The sequence below is a fragment of the Dorea acetigenes genome, from assembly GCF_025567385.1.
In the GTDB taxonomy this organism is placed as follows: Bacteria; Bacillota; Clostridia; order Lachnospirales; family Lachnospiraceae; genus Claveliimonas; species Claveliimonas acetigenes.
Window position 1 is genome coordinate 379663 of record NZ_JAOQJU010000001.1, and the last position, 16253, is coordinate 395915.

Here is a 16253-nt window from a genome sequence, read left to right on the forward strand (position 1 = left end):
AAAGATAGGACGCAGGCGGGATGATAAAGAGACTGACGAGCACATACCGGGATGGGGATGTGATTGATGTGGAGGAACATCCGGACGGCAGATATGGAGCCAGGGGAATGCCGCGGATGAAAAAGAAGAGACCAACCCCTGAACAGGTGAAAGAAATAAACCACCAGAACAAAGTAAGGAGGTGCCGGGCGTATCTGCTGGAGTATTTCCATTTTGGGGATCTGTTCATATCGCTTACTTACCAGGCAGACAAAAGGCCGGAAAGTATGGAAGGTGCACTGAAAGACTTCCAGAAAACCATACGGACTGTCCGGAGGGAATATCGGAAGAGAGGATATGAGATTTTCTGGATCCGTAACATTGAACAGGGGACAAGAGGGGCATGGCATATCCATTTAGTGGTGAATGATATCCCGGATGCCCCGGGGATCCTAAAGCGCGCATGGGATAAAGGGTTTGTAAACATGGTGACGATTAAAGATGACAGCCGCTTCCTGGATGAAGATTTTACGAAGCTGGCGAATTACCTGACGAAGGATGGAGATACCAGGGAACCGAAAAAGGACGGGACGCTGGCGAAGCCCAGGATAAAAGAAGCGAGTTACAGCCATTCCCGGAATATGCAGCTTACGGAACCGAAAAAGGACGAGCTTATCCGGTGGAAGAAAGAGCCGAAGCCAAAGAAAGGATATTATATCCTGCGGTGCATAGAAGGGATAAACCCGGTAACAGGCTATAAGTACCGCCGTTACACGATGGTACGGCTGAACAGGAGAATTTAAAATGATGGAAGTGAAAATTTACATAGAGACCACCCTCTGTGGTCCCGGGATAAAAGACGGTTGGTATGCGGCGGCAATCGAATACATGACGGGGAAGGGACCGGCGGTGCTGGGGATTGTTGGCATGGAAAAAGAAACCACGTATTACCGGAGCGTGCTGCTGGCAGCAGTAAAAGCGCTGGAAAGGCTGCGGGAGCGGTGCGACGTCAGGATTTATACCAGGTGCAGCTTCGTAAAGGATATGGTGGAAAAAGGGAACCTGGAAAGCTGGGGGCGCAGCGGATGGGTGAAGCCGGGAGGAGGGGAGGTTGCGAACAAAGAATTGTGGCAGCAGCTATTGCGGCAGCTGGGGTATCACAGGATAGAATTTTGCTTCAGCAGGCACCATGGCTATAAAGCGGATCTTTGGAGTGCAATAGAGAAAGCAAAAAAAGAGGGCTGAAAATGCCAGAAAAGCCCATAAATACGGAATGCGGAAGGCATTTCGGACAAAAAACGGAAAAATCAGTGCCAAAATGCCGGAAAAGCCTATAAATACAGAATGCGAGGGGAATTTGAAGATGGACATAATGTTTCCGAAGCAAGGAAGGAAGAAAAAGCGGAAAAGGCACAGGGCAAGCATCCTCCATGCAAAAGACGGGATGTGCTATCTGTGTATGAGATTAAACCAGGATTGCAGGACCAATAAGACCCTGCACGAACACCATGTTTACGGAGGGGCGAACCGAGCCATATCGGAGGCGGAAGGATTTAAGGTTTACCTGTGCCTGGCACACCACATTGACGGACCGGAAGCAGTGCACAATAACCAGAAGAATATGAGGCTCATACAGGAAGACTGCCAGAAGGCATACGAAAAGACCCACACGCGGCAGCAGTTCATGGAACTGGTGGGAAGGAATTATCTGGAAGGAGATGGAGAAAGCTATGGACATTAACGGGAACCAGGTCATAGCGGTGGATTTTGACGGGACACTGTGCAAACAGGCGTGGCCGGAGATTGGGGAAGCGAATGGGAAGCTGATCCAGCATTTAAAGGCGAAGCGGGCAGCAGGCGCACGGCTGATCCTGTGGACGAACAGGGAAGGGATGCTTTTAGAGGAAGCATTGGAATGGTGTGCAGAGAGAGGGCTGGTATTTGATACCGTAAATGAGAACCTGCCGGAGCTGATAGAGTTATACAAAAATGACTGCCGGAAGATCAATGCAGACATTTATATCGATGACAAGGCGGTGAACCCGGTAGGATACCGGCAGGCAGCAGGGCTTTCAGGGTTCGACCCCTATAAAAACCCGGTTGACCGGGAAGAATTTGCAGCAAGAAGCCCGGGAAAAAAGAAGGGCGGCAGGAAAAGGGCACTTCCGTAAAGGTTTGTCATATCACGGTAACTGTTGGCTGGATTGCCCCGCCTGGATGGCGGGGAGAAAGGAGGGAACCATCTTAAGCAAAAAACAGATAGTAAGAAAAGGTTTTCAGCAGCTGAGTGATTTTGAAAAATTCCGGATGGAATGGATATGTATCTGCGTGAAGCTGAATAAGGACAGCATAAATGCAGAAGATTTGGAGAAAAAGGAAAGACGGGCGGAATGCCTGGGGATAAAAGGATAAGGAAGGAGGCGGAGCTCCTGCAGGGCAAAGTGTACACGGCTCCTTCTATAAAATGGAGTGACGAAGTGATGAAAGCAATACTTAAATATCCGGGAAGTAAATGAAGTATAGCAAAATGGATTATTTCTTTCTTCCCGGAACACCACAGTTATCTGGAGCCGTTCTTTGGTTCTGGGGCGGTACTTTTTAATAAAGCAAGGTCAGATATTGAGACGGTAAACGATTTAGACGGGAACGTAGTAAATCTGTTCGAGTGGATAAAGAAAGACCCGGAACGGTTAGCGCATGAAATTTATTATACACCCTATGCAAGACAGATCTATGAGAATGCCTTTGCATCCACACCAGAAGACAGCTTAGATAGGGCGGTAAATTTCTACATTCGGTTGAACATGGGACATGGTTTCAGGACAAATGGAGAAAAGGTAGGCTGGAAGAATGATGTGCAAGGACGAGAGAGGGCTTATGCAGCGCAGGACTGGTGCAACATTCCAGATAAAATATTACAGGCAGCAGAGCGGCTGCGTGGAGTGCAGATAGAGGACCGGCCGGCAGTAGAACTGATACAGAGATTTAACTTTCCGAATGTGCTCATTTATGCAGACCCGCCATATGTCCTGAACACCAGGCACGGAAAACAGTACCGATGTGAAATGGATGATAAAGACCAGAATAATTTGCTGGATGCCTTGTTAGCGCATAAGGGTTATGTACTGTTGAGCGGTTATGATAATGGCCTGTATAATGACAGGCTGAGGGGCTGGCACAGGAAGGAAGCTACTTGTTATTCACAGGCCTGCAGCAAGAAAAGGGAAGTCCTGTGGATGAACTTTGAGCCGTGCGAGCAATTGACGATTGACGGATTTTTACAGGAGGAGACAGCATGGAAGATGGATTAATCATCGACTGCTTCGCTGGAGGAGGTGGAGCAAGTGTTGGAATAGAAATGGCGCTTGGCAGACAAGTGGATATAGCGGTCAACCATGACCCGGATGCTATTTTAATGCACAAGGCCAATCATCCGGATACCCTGCATCTAACAGAGGATATTTTTAAAGTTGATTTGCAGAAGCATATAAAAGGGCAGCATGTAGCACTTATGTGGGCGAGTCCCGACTGCACTCATTTCAGCAAAGCAAAAGGAAAAAAGCCGCTGAAACAGGAAATAAGGATACTTCCAATGGCCGTAGTGAAACACGCCAAAGTAATAAAACCTGATGTTGTCATTATGGAAAATGTGGAGGAAATACGGCAATGGGGGCCGTTGAATAAGAAAGGTCGGCCGATTCCGAAAAGAAAAGGAAAGCTATACCAGAAGTTTATGAAGAAAATGTATCTTGTCGGCTATACAAAAATAGAAACAAGGGAACTTGTAGCGGCAGATTACGGGGCGCCTACGACAAGGAAGCGCTGGTATGCGGTTTTCCGGCGTGACGGAAGGGAGATTGCCTGGCCGGAGCAGACGCACAGCAAAGGTGGAATCAATGGATTGCTGCCTTGGGAGTCAATTTATAAATATTTGGATTTGTGGGATTTGGGAAAATCAATTTTTGGTCGAAAGAAACCGTTGGCAAAGAATACTATGAACCGGATAGCAAAGGGATTAGAGAAATTTGTTTTTAACTGCCCGGATCCATTTATTGTTCAGGTGAATCATAGTGGTGAGAATTTTCGTGGGCAGAGCATCCACGAACCAATGCCGACGATAACGCAGAAACATGGTTTTGGAGTTGCTACACCAGTGACTATGCCGTATATGATGCGGAATAATACGGGCGCGCCGGGAAGTGACATTAAAGGGTCAATGTTGACGATAACCACGGGAGGACATCACGGATTGATTAGTCCGATGCTTATTCAATATCATTCAGAAACTACAAAGAATGGGGTACGGGGACAATCGGTTACGGAACCCATACAGACCATAGATACCGGTAACCGTTACGGGCTGGTAATGCTCTACACGACGAAGTTCTACAAGAGCGGAACCGGGCAAAGTCTGTATGAGCCGATTCACACGATTACCACATCACCGGGGCATTTTGGAATGGTATCAGTAATGGCTATACCAACAGGCGAACTGACAGAAGCCCTGAATAAAAATACAGAAAACCCGGGTGAAACAGACAATATTATCCAAAAGTGTACATGGGTCAGCCAGTTTATTATGGAGTATTACGGATGTGGAACCGGGCAGAGCTTACATGACTCATTACATACGATTGTAGTAAAGGACGGGTTTGCGCTGGTTACAGTATTAGGAAACGAATATATAATTTTGGATATTTTTCTGCGGATGCTGAGGCCAGAAGAGTTGAAGCTGGGGCAGGGATTTCCCAAGGACTATATCATAGACCGTGATTACAGAGGGCACCCGTATCCGGCAAGTAAGCAGGTGGCAAGAATCGGGAATAGTGTAGTTCCAACTGTGGCAAAGAAGCTGGTAGAGGCGAACTGCGGTTATTTAAAAATCGGTGAACGGATGCCGAATATGAAGATAGATGATAGTGAGCTGCAGCTAAGGTTTGTATAGGGAAGATACAGAAACGGCAGCAGGCAGGAAGGTAACGGCGCGGATACGGCTGCGAGTTGAACCCGGATTACTTCCGGGACGGGGTAGGTTACCTCCAGGCAGCAGAAGAAGAGATAGAGATGCCGACATTATTTGATTATATGGAGTGAAAAATGAATAAGCAGGAAGTATTGGATGATAGATACAATGAAGAATCTGACGAAATTCAGGCGCCGGACGATGGGCTTGCAGAATACAAAAAGAAAAAGGCAGAAGCAAGAGCGAGGATGGTTGCTATGCAGAGGCTTCCATATGAAGTTAAAAAAAGGCGTTCAAAAATTCGGGCATATGAATTCGTATCCGAAATGTACGAACGGGGATTCAATGCACACGTATCTGTTGGTGGGCTGGACAGCATTACATTGTTTGTATTCTTAAAGTCGATTGGGGTACATGTTCCGGCGATATCGGTATCTGGGTTAGAAGATAAAAGCATACAGAAAGTACATAAGGCGCTTGGAATCACGATTCTGAAATCATACAAGACAAAGGTGCAGGTGCTGAATGAATGTGGATTCCCGGTAATTTCAAAGAGGATAGCCGGTAAGATTAATCTGCTGCAGAACCCGAGTGATAAGAATAAGACGGTCAGACATGCAATTATTACAGGCGAGTGTGGAGAGCTTGGGCATTATGCCAAAAACAGCAGAATGAAGCTGCCACAGAAATGGCTAAAGCTGTTCGGCGGATATGAGAACGAAAACGAAGGGGTGCATTATCAGAAGCCGGATTTCAAGGTGAGCAACGACTGTTGTTATTGGCTGAAAGAAAAACCTTGTGATGATTGGGCAAAAGAGCATGGAAGCTATCCGTTTCTCGGAATGATGGCATCTGAAGGTGGACAGAGAGAAGAAGCACTCACCGATCACGGATGCAATTACTACGGTAAGACAACCATGAGATCTGCACCGTTCGCCCCGTATATGAGAAACGACATATTGAAACTGGCTTTAGAAATGGACGAATGGTATCACGAACATATTTATGTTTTTGAAAGATTATATTACAAACAGGATTATAGCCGGGACAAAGACGGGAATGTAATTCCATATGAGCCTGTAGATACAATCATTCCTGCCATATATGGGGAAGTGGTTGAGGATGAGAACGGGGATTTAAGGACTACCGGAGCTCAAAGAACCGGGTGCAGCATGTGTGGGTTTGGAATCCACATGGAAGAACGGCCGCACAGATTCGATAAGCTCAGAGAGCGGAACCCAAAGGAATGGGAGTTTTATATGTATAATTGCTGCACAGATCCAAAAACTGGAGAGAAATACGGATGGGGAAGGGTGCTTGATTATATTGGCGTGGAATGGGAAGATGTTCCGCCGGTACAATTAACCCTGTTTGATATGGAGGGATGAATATGGGTAAACCAACCAAAGAATTTGAATACCGGATGCAGGGAATGGTGTATGCACTCGACATAGCCAAAAAAGAAGGGATAGAAGCATTGGAGAGAGACATCAGGAAACGGGGATTCCTGAGGGCTCCGATGAAGTTTTCACAGAAGGAGATTGATGAATTTATAGAATTCACGTCTGAAAACCTATACCAGACATCCATGACGGTGTGGTTTATGGCACTAAATACGGCCTTTGGTTTTGGGAAAAAACGGTTTGCGAGGTTGAAAGAAGCGTTTGACAAGCATACAAGGGATGTTATGGATTTTGATTATCTTGGTGTTAGGGCGGCAAAGAAAGCAGGAGGCATTTCTGAATGGGAAGAGGGAATATAAGCCAAGGGTAAAGGAGCGTGAAACAGATTGAGGCATAAAAGGACAAGGCGGCAGCAACACGTAGACACATTAAGCCACCACGGTGACATGGCAGAAAGGAAGCCGGACAGCAAAGCGCGGGCGGATTTTAAGCGCCCGGCGTATCAGGCACGGAGCCTGATCGCCCAGCAGGGCAGGCAGATGCAGCGCGAGAGCGTGGAGGAGTACCTGGCAAGGAAATACAATATCAAAGGGGAGACACGGGGTGGACAAAAGCGTTCTGATTGAGTATGCGGATATGAAAGAAGAAATCAGGGATTTAAGGCGCAGGATTGAGAAAGACAGGCGTGAGCTGGACGGGCTGAATGAGATGGTGGTATCTGATTCCGTAACCTGCGGAAAGAAGGGAAGGAAGCCCATACGGACGGTCAGAATACAGGGGAAGCCGACAAAAGCTATAGAGCGCAAGCAGAAAGCCCTGGAGGGGAATATTGCAAGGCGCGAACATATGGAAGCGGAGCTTTTGGAGCTGCAGGGGCAGGCGGAAGAATACATAGAGGGTATCCGGAGGAGCGAGCTGCGCATTATGTTCCGGCTGTATTATATTGATGACCTGACCTGGTACCAGGTAGCGATAGAGATGAACCGGATATTCCCGAAGCGCCGGATAAAGTACACGGAAGACGGCTGTAGGATGCGCCATAATAGATTTTTAGAAAAAATTGAATAAATGTTCGGTAATGTTCGCTAAAAATCGGTTATAGTATAAACTGAACAAAGCGCAAAGTTACTTTTCACTAATATCCTCCGAGTATATAGAACCTGAAAGACGTTCCGGGATTCCCGGGGCGTTTTTCGTTCCCGGGGAAAGAAGCGGGCAGACGGCAGAGACATAGGGCACCCTACGGGGTGTCTTTTGTAATGTGTAACATTAAAAGAGACAGAGGAAGGTGTGGAAGATGAGGAATAGACCTGATAAAGATGGTACGCACAGAGGCGCCTTTGAGAGAAATAAAAAGAAAATATTTGCAACATGTACTACATGCGGGATATGCGGAAAGCCTGTTGATTTTTCGATAAAATACCCCCACCCCCTTTCGCCCTGTATAGACCATATTATACCGATAGCGAAGGGAGGACATCCAAGCGATATAGACAATATGCAATTAGCACATTGGACTTGTAATAGAGAGAAGAGCGATAAATTAATGAACAGAACTATGGAGAAACAAGGCGATGAAATTGTAAGTAATAGGGTGCTACCGCAATCGCAGGACTGGAAGAAGTATAGAGCATAGAAGATAGAGCATCTCTGAGGGGAAGAGGTGTGGAGAATAGGAACCATAAGAACAAAAGAGAAAAAATTATCAAATAAATTTTTTTTTAAAGAAAATTGAAGCCAAGGAATGGAACGAATGAAACAAAACGGGGGGGGCATACCTCCCGGCCGTGCAGCCGTTTCGACCTTCACGCCGTCACTGTGAAAAAAAACACACGCTAAGAAAAGAGGAACAGATATGGAGTATAAAGGAATCGAATATTTACGAAGAAAATTAGCAGGAAAAAGAAGCAGAGTAATCCTCAGATACAAATATTATGAAATGAAAAATAGCGTAAAAGACTTTGGGATAGCAACGCCTCCAGATTTAAAGAACTGGAAATCGGTTCTTGGATGGTGCGGGAAGGCCGTAGATTCAATGTCAGACAGGTTAGTGTTCCGGGAGTTCGCAGAAGACAACTTTGAAATTAACGAAATATTTCAAATGAACAATCAGGATATTTTTTTTGATAGCGCAATAATGTCGGCTTTAATTGCATCGTGCTGCTTTGTGTATATTTCAGAGGATGAAGAAGGATACCCAAGGCTGCAGGTAATTGATGCGGGGAATGCAACAGGAATTATAGACCCAATTACCGGAATGCTGACAGAGGGGTATGCGGTTTTAAAAGAAGACAAATATGGAAACCCGGTTACCGAAGCTTATTTTATAGCAGGAAAAACAGCTTATTATGAAAAAGATCAGAAACCGTACGATATAAAAAACAAAGCAATATATCCATTGTTGGTTCCGATTGTGTACAGACCAGATCCGGTGCGTCCGTTTGGACACTCGAGAATCAGTAGAGCCTGTATGGATATTATGGGGTCAGCGCTAAGGACGCTTAAAAGGTCTGAAATATCGGCAGAATTCTATTCTTTTCCACAGAAATATGTAGTAGGCACATCGCAGGATGCGGAACCTATGGAAAAATGGAAGGCAACGATGTCGAGTTTAATAGAAATAACAAAAGATGAAGAAGGAGACAAGCCGACGCTTGGACAGTTTACTCAACTGAGCATGAGTCCGCATATTGAGCAGTTAAGAATGTTCGCCTCATTATTTGCCGGAGAAACCGGATTGACACTGGATGATTTGGGATTTTCAACTGAAAACCCATCGACCGCGGAAGCGATCAAGGCATCGCATGAAAATTTAAGATTGTCTGCAAGAAAAGCGCAAAGAACATTTGGAACGGGATTTTTGAACGTAGGATATTTAGCGGCGTGCGTGAGAGATAGTTACCCATATTTAAGAAAACAATTTTATTTAACGAAACCAAAATGGGAGCCAGTGTTTGAAGCTGATGCGGCGGCATTAAGTTCATATGGAGATGGTGCGATTAAAATAAATCAAGCAATTCCGGGATACTTTGGAAAAGAGAGCCTGAGAGACCTGACGGGTATAGAACCAAGCATGTAATAAGGAGAAGAAATGGAAGATATAGCGCCGAATTTATTGAAAAACATACAAGCAGACTTTGAAAAGAGATTTCAAGAAAATGATAAGGTTAAAGGTTTGTATGCAAAAATAAGAAATGAAACAGCTACATATAAAGAAGCGCATGAATTTGCTATCGAAGCAGGTGAGATCCTTTCGGGAGTGTTCCGGGATAATCTGTCATCGGCGGTTTTGCCAGATGGGAAGATGTATTACAATATTGCAGAACGTATATTAAGGCCGCCGCTTAAAAATAATTACAAGCTTGTGTCAGATGTGACTGTGGATGTACAAAACATTCTGAATAAGGAAGCGGGAATAGGAATAAAGGCGATAAGGCCACAGATAAACGAAGACAGAGTAGCGGGGATTATAGATATTGTATCTGGAAAAGATAATTTTGATGACATTGCATATATGCTAACTGGAGCGGTGGAGAATTTTACGCTAGCAGTGGTAGATGAAGCGGTAAGAGTCAATGCAGATTTTCAGAATAAATCTGGGTTAAGTCCAAAAATACGCCGGATAGCAACCGGGAAATGCTGTGATTGGTGCAGCAAACTGGCAGGCGTGTATGATTACGAGACAGTGTCAGGCAGTGGAAACGCTGTGTTTAGAAGACATAAAAATTGCAAATGCTTAGTGGCGTTTGAAACGAGAGACGGTAAAATCCAAAACGTACACACAAAACGCCGGGTTGATGAAAATGAAATAGAAAAGATAGAGAAAAGAAAGCAGATTGGCCTTAAAAAAGAAATTAGAGCAGAAGACGTAACAAAGCAGTATTTTAATGGGGCAACTCCTGGGAAAGGGAAGTTTTTGATTGATGAAGGCTACGTAGAAGGACTGCATTCTGATGAAATAAAAACAGCGGAGCTGCTTCATAAAACATTAGGCGGAGATATAGTGTTATTGCGAGAATCAAATGCCGACCATGAAAAAACAGCTGACTACATATGGAATGAAAAGTTGTGGGATTTAAAAAGCACGAGCACGGCAAAAGCAGCAAATAGTGCTATTCGGCATGGATTACAGCAAATACGAGGCAATCCGGGAGGAATTATTTTAAATTACAATAAAAACGAAGTGATAATGGAAGAGGTAATAAACGTGATAGAAAGAAGGATGCAATGGTGCAACCTGGAGGAGGTTGATATAATGATTATTGCAGATGAAAAGATTAAAAAAATTTTAAGGTATAAATAAAAGGCAGCCCCCTCACCGAAAATAGCGAAGGTTCTGCCTATATTTATTTTATAATATATGCTCTTAAAAAGCAATAGTTAAAAAGGAGGGGTTATGGCAGAATTAAGAAGAGGACGTCAGACACCCACCCAATCCGTTGTGATTCCATATTCTGATACAAAGGGACCAGATGCAATAAAATTGTATAAAAAAACAGGCAATGAGCTACTGGAATGGCAGCAGTTAATTGCATGCGACATTATGGCGGTTAATAAGGAGGGGCTATGGGTTCATCAGAAGTATGGATATTCTGTGCCAAGGAGGAATGGAAAAAGTGAAAATGTTTTAAGCAGATGCTTGTGGGGGCTGAAAAACAAAGAAAGAATATTATATACAGCACACAGAGCAACGACATCCCACGCTGTCTGGGAGAGGCTTAGCAGGATGTGTGGAAAAGCAGATATACATATTTCTTCATCGTTTAAAGCATTTGGGAAAGAGCATCTATATACTTCGGATGGAGGAGTAATCGAGTTCCGTACGAGAACATCTAATGGCGGGCTTGGAGAAGGATACGATCTATTGATTATAGATGAAGCGCAGGAATATACAGAAGCCCAGGAGACTTCGTTAAAATATGTGGTATCAGACAGCAAAAACCCACAGACAATTATGCTGGGAACCCCTCCGACAGTAGTTTCAGCCGGGACGGTTTTTGTAAAATACAGGGAAACGGTGTTATCCGGACGAGGGTTTGATTCCGGGTGGGCAGAATGGTCGGTTAGCGAGCAGCATAGGCCTGATGATGTTGAGGCGTGGTATGAAACAAATCCGTCGCTAGGAACAATCCTGACAGAAAGAAAAATCAGGGCGGAGATAACTACGGATGATATTGATTTTAACATTCAGCGTCTTGGTTTATGGTTGAGATATAATCAAAAATCAGAAATCAGTAAAGCGGAATGGGAAGCGTTAGCAGTAAAGGCAATGCCAGAATTAAAAGGGAAACTATTTGTTGGAATAAAATACGGACACGATGGAGAGAATGTAGCGATGTCTGTAGCTGTAAAAACAAAAGAAGGAAAGATATTTGTAGAATCAATAGATTGCAGACCGACAAGAGCGGGAAACAGATGGATATTAGAAAATCTTGCGGCGATGGATTATAAGACCGTTGTAATAGATGGAGCGAATGGGCAGCAGCTGCTTGCAGACCAAATGAAGGAAATCGGTTTAAAAAATCCGGTTTTACCAACGGTAAAGCAAATTATTGTTGCAAATTCATCATTTGAACAGGGGCTATTCCAGAACAATATACGACATAATAACCAGCCATCACTGGTTCGTGCGGTAAGCAACTGTGAAAAACGCGCTATTGGAACCAATGGAGGTTTTGGGTACAGATCTATCAAGGAGGGCGTAGAAATTGCGTTGATGGAAAGCGTTATTTTGGCGTATTGGCAATGCGCGGAGAGCAAAGAAAAAAAGAAACAAAGATCAAGTTATTAACAGCATCCGGAAGGATGCTTTTAATATACATAAAGTTACTAATCTCACGAAAAAGAAAGGAGCAAAAATGAGCGATTTTGAACCAATTGAAACAAGGGAACAATTTGAAGATGAAGTTTCAAAAAGACTGGAAAGAGAGAGAGAAAGCATAGAAAAAAGATATGAAGGCTTTCTTTCGCCGGATGATGTGGCGAATAAATATAAAGAATATTTGTCACCAGACGATGAAAAGAAAAAGTATGAAGGTTATTTATCCCCAGAGGAAGCAGCTAAAAAGGACGCAGAAATAAAGCGCTATGAGACTAGCGCAATAAAAATAAAAATTGCGCATGAAGCAGGATTGCCATATGAACTTGCAGAGCGGTTGTCGGGAGAAAATGAAAAAGAGATGAAAAAAGACGCAGAAATGTTAAAAGGTCTGCTGGGAGAAAAAAAGAAAGCTCCGTTAAGAGAAACCGAAGGAAATAATAAAAAAAATGACGCGGCCTACAGAAGTATGCTGAGCGAGATGAAAGGAGAATAAAAATGGCGAGTATTTTAACAAGAGGAAGTTTGTTTCCAGAGGAATTAACAAGTGAAATGTTCAATAAGGTGAAAGGAAAATCTTCATTAGCTGCGTTGTCAGCAGCTGAACCGATTCCGTTTAACGGGAAAAAAGAATTTACATTTACTTTGGATAGCGAAGTAGATATCGTTGCGGAAAACGGCAAAAAATCGAACGGAGGGGCAACTGTAGAACCTTTTACAATTGTTCCGGTTAAATTTGAATATGGAACACGTGTATCAGATGAATTCATGTATGGAGCGGAAGAAGTTCAGGTAGAGTATTTAAGGGCTTTCGCGGAAGGCTTTGCAAAAAAAATGGCAAGAGGTATTGACATCGCGGCTATGCATGGATTCAATCCGAGAACTAAAATAGCATCAGCTGTTGTAGGGGCAAATAATTTTGATTCAAAAGTTACGCAGACGATTACTTATGAAGAAGCAAGAGCGGATGAAAATGTAGATGATGCAATTGCGGTAATTGAAGGTGCGGATGGAAGCGTGAGCGGCATGGCGATATCTCCGACGTTTCGGCAGGCATTAGCAAATCTTAAAAATTCATCGAACGAAAGGCTGTATCCGGAACTTGCCTGGGGAGGGAATCCTGGTACTTTAAATGGGCTTTTGCTGGATGTAAATAATACGGTGTCTTTTGGAGCATCAGAAGATTTGGCAATTATTGGAGACTTCCAGAATGGATTTAAATGGGGGTATGCAAAGGAAATCCCGATTGAAGTAATTCCCTATGGAGATCCGGACAATACCGGAGTAGACTTAAAAGGATCTAACCAGGTATACATTAGAGGCGAGGCTTATGTGGGATGGGGGATTTTACTTCCAGAATCATTTGCAAGGATTAAATCAGCGCAATAACAGGGAGGACAATAAAGGAGATAGAATGAGATACAAAAATAAAAAAACAGGTGCAGTAGTTGAGGTGAGGAGCGAGTTGAGTGGAGGGGATTGGGAGAAAATTGCACCAAAAACCATCAAAAAAACTACAAGCAAAACTGCTGAACGAAAAAGTGCGGTGAAGAAGGATGAATGAATTTGCTACGTTGGAAGACATTGAGAATCTTTGGCGCAATATGAGTGAAAATGAAAAAGAAAGGGCAAAGCCATTGCTTGCTGTTGTATCAGATAGCTTAAGAGGTGAAGCTGATAAGGTAGGAAAAGATTTAGATAAGATGATAGAAGAAAAACCTTATTTGAAAAATGTGGCAATGTCAGTAACTGTAGATATCGTAGCCAGAACGCTTATGACATCAACGAATTCAGAACCCATGACACAGATGAGCCAATCTGCATTGGGATATTCAACATCAGGGACATTTCTTGTCCCTGGTGGAGGGATATTTATTAAAAAAACTGAACTTTCAAGGTTGGGAATCAGGCGGCAGAGATGCGGGGTGATTGAATTATATGGCGATGATGAAAGGGATAACAGTAATACTTCTGGATAAGATTGAAATCGGAAGAGATGGATTCAACCGCCCGATTTATGAAGAAAATCCAATTGAAGTAAAGAATGTGCTTGTAGCTCCGGCGTCGGCAGATGATATCGTCAGCCAGCTTAATTTAACAGGGAAAAAAGCGGTGTATACGCTGGCTATACCTAAAGGAGATAAACACAACTGGTTAGATAGAAGAGTTCAATTTTTTGGAGAGACATGGCAGACATTCGGATTTCCGGTTAAGGGAATAGAAGAAAACATCCCTTTAGATTGGAATGAAAAAGTGATGGTAGAGAAATATGGGTAAATCAGATGTAAAAATAGTATTAAACAGAGAGGGAGTAGGAAACCTTCTTAAATCCGCTGAGATACAACAGGTTTTAAAAAGAGAGGCGGGCGGAATTGCCGAAAGAGGCGGAGGAGATGAAACAGAGATTTACGTTGCTTCATCCCGTGCAGTAGCACAAGTATCCACAAGAAGAAATAAAGGCAACAAGTTGCTTAAGGCGGTGAGACAATGATTGAAAAGTTGATCGCAGATTATTTAAATAGCAATCTGGAAACATCTGTGTATCTTGAAACCCCGGAAACCCCACCAGCTTCTTATGTTTTAATTGAAAAAACGGGAAGTAGCGAAGAAAACTATATTTATTCTGCAACACTGGCTATTCAATCTTATGCGGAATCATTAATTTGTGCGGCTGAGCTGAATGAAAAAATTAAAAAACTCATGCATAACGCAGTGAAACTAAATGAAATATGTAAATCAAAGCTAAACAGCGATTACAACTATACAGACACAGCTACAAAAAGATATAGATACCAGGCTGTGTTTGATGTGACATATTATTGAAAGGAGTGTGTTGAATGCAAGAAGCTAAAAATGTAACAACCGGGAAGCCAAAGATAAGCGGCGCAATTTACCGGGCAAAAAAGGGGAGTACGCTTCCTACAAACGCAAAAACAGAACCGGGCAGTGATTTTGGACAGCTGGGTTATATAAGTGAAGATGGAATATCCAATACTAATTCACCTGAATCAGATAAAATAAAGGCGTGGGGCGGCGATGTGGTAATCACAATTCAGACAAGCAAAGAAGACACGTTTAGTTTTAAATTGATTGAGGCGCTGAACGTGAATGTTTTAAAGACTGTGTATGGCGATAAGAATGTAGCAGGGACATTACAAACCGGGATAACAGTTAAAGCCAATAGCGAGGAAAGTGAAGAATACGCCTGGATTATAGATATGGTTATGCGGGGCGGAGTTTTAAAAAGAATTGTCATACCGTCTGCAAAAATCACAGAAATGGAAGAGATAACATATAAAGACGAAGATGCTGTTGGGTATGGAGTAACAATTACTGCGACACCTGACGAAAATGGAAACACACATTATGAATACATTGTTGCAAATACAGAAAGCGCTGCAAATGTGGAGGGGTAAAGATGGACGAAAGAGTAAAAGGAAGAACGGATACCGGTTTTGAATTCGATATACCAAGAACTGTATTAGATGACGTAGAAGTCGTGGAAGCAGTTGTAGAACTAGAAGAAAAAGGAGATCCTACCGCAATAACCACTCTGTGCAATAAGCTTTTAGGAACTGACGGAAAGAAGCGGCTGTATAAGCATGTAAAGCAAGAGGATGGAAGAGTACCGATTGAAGCTACAATTAAAGAGGTAGCGGAAATATTAAAAGCCTTTGGAAAAGCGGGAAAAAACTCTTAACCCTAGCCGCGATGATAGCGATAGATGAAGATGCCTTAATTTGTGATTTTGCGGAAACTTATCAAATCTATGATTATAGAGCGTTGCCGATAGGATTAGCGGCGGTGCTCGCATCCGGTCTGGGGGATGATTCAAGGGTAAAGAAAAAAATAAGCAAAAATAAAGCTGATACAAATACGATGTTATTAGCCGTGATTGCAGACAGGTTGGGAACGATTGCATGGATGCTTTCAGAAGACGGAAGGAAAGGAGACAACAAACCGGAATCTATATATCGGGCGATTGCAGGAACGGAAGCAGACGAAGAGGGAGGAAAAGCCCTCTTTTTTAATTCGCCGGAAGAATTTGAGAGAGAGAGGAAGAGAATACTGGAGGAGGTGAAGTAGATAG

At 43.4% G+C, this 16253-nt stretch carries 25 protein-coding genes; all 25 read left to right on the forward strand.

The window, feature by feature from the left end; genetic code table 11:
- Nucleotides 1–20: 20 nt before the first annotated feature.
- The gene (locus tag OCV99_RS01875; RefSeq protein ID WP_158367592.1) at nucleotides 21–782 is read left to right on the forward strand and encodes a rolling circle replication-associated protein; all 762 of its coding nucleotides are present in this window, start codon (nucleotides 21–23) and stop codon (nucleotides 780–782) included.
- A gap of 1 nt (nucleotide 783) precedes the next feature.
- Entirely contained in the window at nucleotides 784–1224 is a 441-nt protein-coding gene (locus OCV99_RS01880) for an RNase H family protein (protein WP_158367594.1), read from the forward strand.
- 118 nt (nucleotides 1225–1342) lie between these two features.
- Nucleotides 1343–1720 (forward strand): hypothetical protein, encoded by a 378-nt coding sequence (locus OCV99_RS01885; RefSeq protein WP_158367596.1) that lies wholly within the window; start codon nucleotides 1343–1345, stop codon nucleotides 1718–1720.
- Complete coding sequence (locus OCV99_RS01890) at nucleotides 1710–2150, forward strand: hypothetical protein (RefSeq protein ID WP_158367598.1); 441 nt, start codon at nucleotides 1710–1712, stop codon at nucleotides 2148–2150. The genes OCV99_RS01885 and OCV99_RS01890 overlap by 11 nt, the downstream gene beginning before the upstream one ends.
- Before the next feature lie 46 nt (nucleotides 2151–2196).
- Nucleotides 2197–2391 (forward strand): hypothetical protein, encoded by a 195-nt coding sequence (locus OCV99_RS01895; protein ID WP_158367600.1) that lies wholly within the window; start codon nucleotides 2197–2199, stop codon nucleotides 2389–2391.
- Nucleotides 2392–2543: 152 nt separating this feature from the next.
- A complete protein-coding gene (locus OCV99_RS01900) occupies nucleotides 2544–3290 on the forward strand; it encodes a DNA adenine methylase (protein WP_416810587.1) in 747 nt (248 codons plus the stop codon).
- Nucleotides 3275–4924, forward strand: a complete 1650-nt coding sequence (locus OCV99_RS01905) for a DNA cytosine methyltransferase (protein ID WP_158367602.1) — start codon at nucleotides 3275–3277, stop codon at nucleotides 4922–4924. The genes OCV99_RS01900 and OCV99_RS01905 overlap by 16 nt, the downstream gene beginning before the upstream one ends.
- A 152-nt stretch (nucleotides 4925–5076) precedes the next feature.
- A complete protein-coding gene (locus tag OCV99_RS01910; RefSeq protein ID WP_331490607.1) occupies nucleotides 5077–6330 on the forward strand; it encodes a hypothetical protein in 1254 nt (417 codons plus the stop codon).
- A gap of 2 nt (nucleotides 6331–6332) precedes the next feature.
- Entirely contained in the window at nucleotides 6333–6704 is a 372-nt protein-coding gene (locus OCV99_RS01915; protein WP_158367604.1) for a hypothetical protein, read from the forward strand.
- A 27-nt stretch (nucleotides 6705–6731) separates the two neighbouring features.
- Nucleotides 6732–6971 carry a hypothetical protein gene (locus OCV99_RS01920; RefSeq protein ID WP_262574534.1) on the forward strand — a complete coding sequence of 80 codons (240 nt, stop codon included), beginning with the start codon at nucleotides 6732–6734 and terminating at the stop codon, nucleotides 6969–6971.
- Entirely contained in the window at nucleotides 6949–7413 is a 465-nt protein-coding gene (locus OCV99_RS01925) for a hypothetical protein (protein WP_262574537.1), read from the forward strand. The genes OCV99_RS01920 and OCV99_RS01925 overlap by 23 nt, the downstream gene beginning before the upstream one ends.
- A gap of 229 nt (nucleotides 7414–7642) precedes the next feature.
- Nucleotides 7643–7981 (forward strand): HNH endonuclease signature motif containing protein, encoded by a 339-nt coding sequence (locus OCV99_RS01930; protein WP_158367608.1) that lies wholly within the window; start codon nucleotides 7643–7645, stop codon nucleotides 7979–7981.
- A gap of 219 nt (nucleotides 7982–8200) precedes the next feature.
- Entirely contained in the window at nucleotides 8201–9424 is a 1224-nt protein-coding gene (locus OCV99_RS01935) for a phage portal protein (RefSeq protein ID WP_158367609.1), read from the forward strand.
- A gap of 12 nt (nucleotides 9425–9436) precedes the next feature.
- Nucleotides 9437–10648: a CdiA C-terminal domain-containing protein gene (locus tag OCV99_RS01940; protein WP_158367611.1), complete on the forward strand. Its 1212-nt coding sequence runs from the start codon at nucleotides 9437–9439 to the stop codon at nucleotides 10646–10648.
- A gap of 93 nt (nucleotides 10649–10741) precedes the next feature.
- The gene (locus OCV99_RS01945) at nucleotides 10742–12136 is read left to right on the forward strand and encodes a terminase large subunit (protein ID WP_158367613.1); all 1395 of its coding nucleotides are present in this window, start codon (nucleotides 10742–10744) and stop codon (nucleotides 12134–12136) included.
- 67 nt (nucleotides 12137–12203) lie between these two features.
- Nucleotides 12204–12659, forward strand: coding sequence for a capsid assembly scaffolding protein Gp46 family protein (locus OCV99_RS01950; protein WP_158367615.1), 456 nt, complete (start codon nucleotides 12204–12206; stop codon nucleotides 12657–12659).
- Nucleotides 12660–12661: 2 nt separating this feature from the next.
- Nucleotides 12662–13552: a phage major capsid protein gene (locus OCV99_RS01955; RefSeq protein WP_158367617.1), complete on the forward strand. Its 891-nt coding sequence runs from the start codon at nucleotides 12662–12664 to the stop codon at nucleotides 13550–13552.
- Between the two features lie 25 nt (nucleotides 13553–13577).
- Nucleotides 13578–13727: a hypothetical protein gene (locus tag OCV99_RS01960; protein ID WP_262574541.1), complete on the forward strand. Its 150-nt coding sequence runs from the start codon at nucleotides 13578–13580 to the stop codon at nucleotides 13725–13727.
- Nucleotides 13720–14142, forward strand: coding sequence for a phage Gp19/Gp15/Gp42 family protein (locus OCV99_RS01965; RefSeq protein ID WP_158367619.1), 423 nt, complete (start codon nucleotides 13720–13722; stop codon nucleotides 14140–14142). The genes OCV99_RS01960 and OCV99_RS01965 overlap by 8 nt, the downstream gene beginning before the upstream one ends.
- Nucleotides 14102–14440, forward strand: a complete 339-nt coding sequence (locus OCV99_RS01970; RefSeq protein WP_158367621.1) for a hypothetical protein — start codon at nucleotides 14102–14104, stop codon at nucleotides 14438–14440. Before OCV99_RS01965 ends, OCV99_RS01970 begins: the two co-directional genes overlap by 41 nt.
- Nucleotides 14433–14654, forward strand: coding sequence for a hypothetical protein (locus tag OCV99_RS01975; protein WP_158367622.1), 222 nt, complete (start codon nucleotides 14433–14435; stop codon nucleotides 14652–14654). Before OCV99_RS01970 ends, OCV99_RS01975 begins: the two co-directional genes overlap by 8 nt.
- Nucleotides 14651–14986 (forward strand): hypothetical protein, encoded by a 336-nt coding sequence (locus OCV99_RS01980; protein WP_158367625.1) that lies wholly within the window; start codon nucleotides 14651–14653, stop codon nucleotides 14984–14986. Before OCV99_RS01975 ends, OCV99_RS01980 begins: the two co-directional genes overlap by 4 nt.
- 14 nt (nucleotides 14987–15000) lie before the next feature.
- On the forward strand, nucleotides 15001–15579 hold the full coding sequence (locus OCV99_RS01985; protein WP_158367627.1) for a phage tail tube protein: 579 nt from the start codon (nucleotides 15001–15003) through the stop codon (nucleotides 15577–15579).
- A 2-nt stretch (nucleotides 15580–15581) separates the two neighbouring features.
- Nucleotides 15582–15863: a hypothetical protein gene (locus OCV99_RS01990; RefSeq protein ID WP_158367629.1), complete on the forward strand. Its 282-nt coding sequence runs from the start codon at nucleotides 15582–15584 to the stop codon at nucleotides 15861–15863.
- An 11-nt stretch (nucleotides 15864–15874) separates the two neighbouring features.
- A complete protein-coding gene (locus OCV99_RS01995) occupies nucleotides 15875–16249 on the forward strand; it encodes a DUF5361 domain-containing protein (protein ID WP_158367631.1) in 375 nt (124 codons plus the stop codon).
- Nucleotides 16250–16253 lie beyond the last annotated feature (4 nt).

What these genes read in the sequence shown, in the direction of transcription:
- OCV99_RS01875 (WP_158367592.1), top strand. Translation starts at nt 21, where the DNA reads ATGATAAAGAGACTGACGAGCACATACCGGGATGGGGATGTGATTGAT.
- OCV99_RS01930 (WP_158367608.1), top strand. Translation starts at nt 7,643, where the DNA reads ATGAGGAATAGACCTGATAAAGATGGTACGCACAGAGGCGCCTTTGAG.
- OCV99_RS01955 (WP_158367617.1), top strand. Translation starts at nt 12,662, where the DNA reads ATGGCGAGTATTTTAACAAGAGGAAGTTTGTTTCCAGAGGAATTAACA.
- OCV99_RS01935 (WP_158367609.1), top strand. Translation starts at nt 8,201, where the DNA reads ATGGAGTATAAAGGAATCGAATATTTACGAAGAAAATTAGCAGGAAAA.
- OCV99_RS01890 (WP_158367598.1), top strand. Translation starts at nt 1,710, where the DNA reads ATGGACATTAACGGGAACCAGGTCATAGCGGTGGATTTTGACGGGACA.
- OCV99_RS01995 (WP_158367631.1), top strand. Translation starts at nt 15,875, where the DNA reads ATGATAGCGATAGATGAAGATGCCTTAATTTGTGATTTTGCGGAAACT.
- OCV99_RS01940 (WP_158367611.1), top strand. Translation starts at nt 9,437, where the DNA reads ATGGAAGATATAGCGCCGAATTTATTGAAAAACATACAAGCAGACTTT.
- OCV99_RS01950 (WP_158367615.1), top strand. Translation starts at nt 12,204, where the DNA reads ATGAGCGATTTTGAACCAATTGAAACAAGGGAACAATTTGAAGATGAA.
- OCV99_RS01960 (WP_262574541.1), top strand. Translation starts at nt 13,578, where the DNA reads ATGAGATACAAAAATAAAAAAACAGGTGCAGTAGTTGAGGTGAGGAGC.
- OCV99_RS01985 (WP_158367627.1), top strand. Translation starts at nt 15,001, where the DNA reads ATGCAAGAAGCTAAAAATGTAACAACCGGGAAGCCAAAGATAAGCGGC.
- OCV99_RS01905 (WP_158367602.1), top strand. Translation starts at nt 3,275, where the DNA reads ATGGAAGATGGATTAATCATCGACTGCTTCGCTGGAGGAGGTGGAGCA.
- OCV99_RS01910 (WP_331490607.1), top strand. Translation starts at nt 5,077, where the DNA reads ATGAATAAGCAGGAAGTATTGGATGATAGATACAATGAAGAATCTGAC.
- OCV99_RS01990 (WP_158367629.1), top strand. Translation starts at nt 15,582, where the DNA reads ATGGACGAAAGAGTAAAAGGAAGAACGGATACCGGTTTTGAATTCGAT.
- OCV99_RS01915 (WP_158367604.1), top strand. Translation starts at nt 6,333, where the DNA reads ATGGGTAAACCAACCAAAGAATTTGAATACCGGATGCAGGGAATGGTG.
- OCV99_RS01885 (WP_158367596.1), top strand. Translation starts at nt 1,343, where the DNA reads ATGGACATAATGTTTCCGAAGCAAGGAAGGAAGAAAAAGCGGAAAAGG.
- OCV99_RS01895 (WP_158367600.1), top strand. Translation starts at nt 2,197, where the DNA reads ATGGCGGGGAGAAAGGAGGGAACCATCTTAAGCAAAAAACAGATAGTA.
- OCV99_RS01965 (WP_158367619.1), top strand. Translation starts at nt 13,720, where the DNA reads ATGAATGAATTTGCTACGTTGGAAGACATTGAGAATCTTTGGCGCAAT.
- OCV99_RS01880 (WP_158367594.1), top strand. Translation starts at nt 784, where the DNA reads ATGATGGAAGTGAAAATTTACATAGAGACCACCCTCTGTGGTCCCGGG.
- OCV99_RS01945 (WP_158367613.1), top strand. Translation starts at nt 10,742, where the DNA reads ATGGCAGAATTAAGAAGAGGACGTCAGACACCCACCCAATCCGTTGTG.
- OCV99_RS01980 (WP_158367625.1), top strand. Translation starts at nt 14,651, where the DNA reads ATGATTGAAAAGTTGATCGCAGATTATTTAAATAGCAATCTGGAAACA.
- OCV99_RS01975 (WP_158367622.1), top strand. Translation starts at nt 14,433, where the DNA reads ATGGGTAAATCAGATGTAAAAATAGTATTAAACAGAGAGGGAGTAGGA.
- OCV99_RS01970 (WP_158367621.1), top strand. Translation starts at nt 14,102, where the DNA reads ATGGCGATGATGAAAGGGATAACAGTAATACTTCTGGATAAGATTGAA.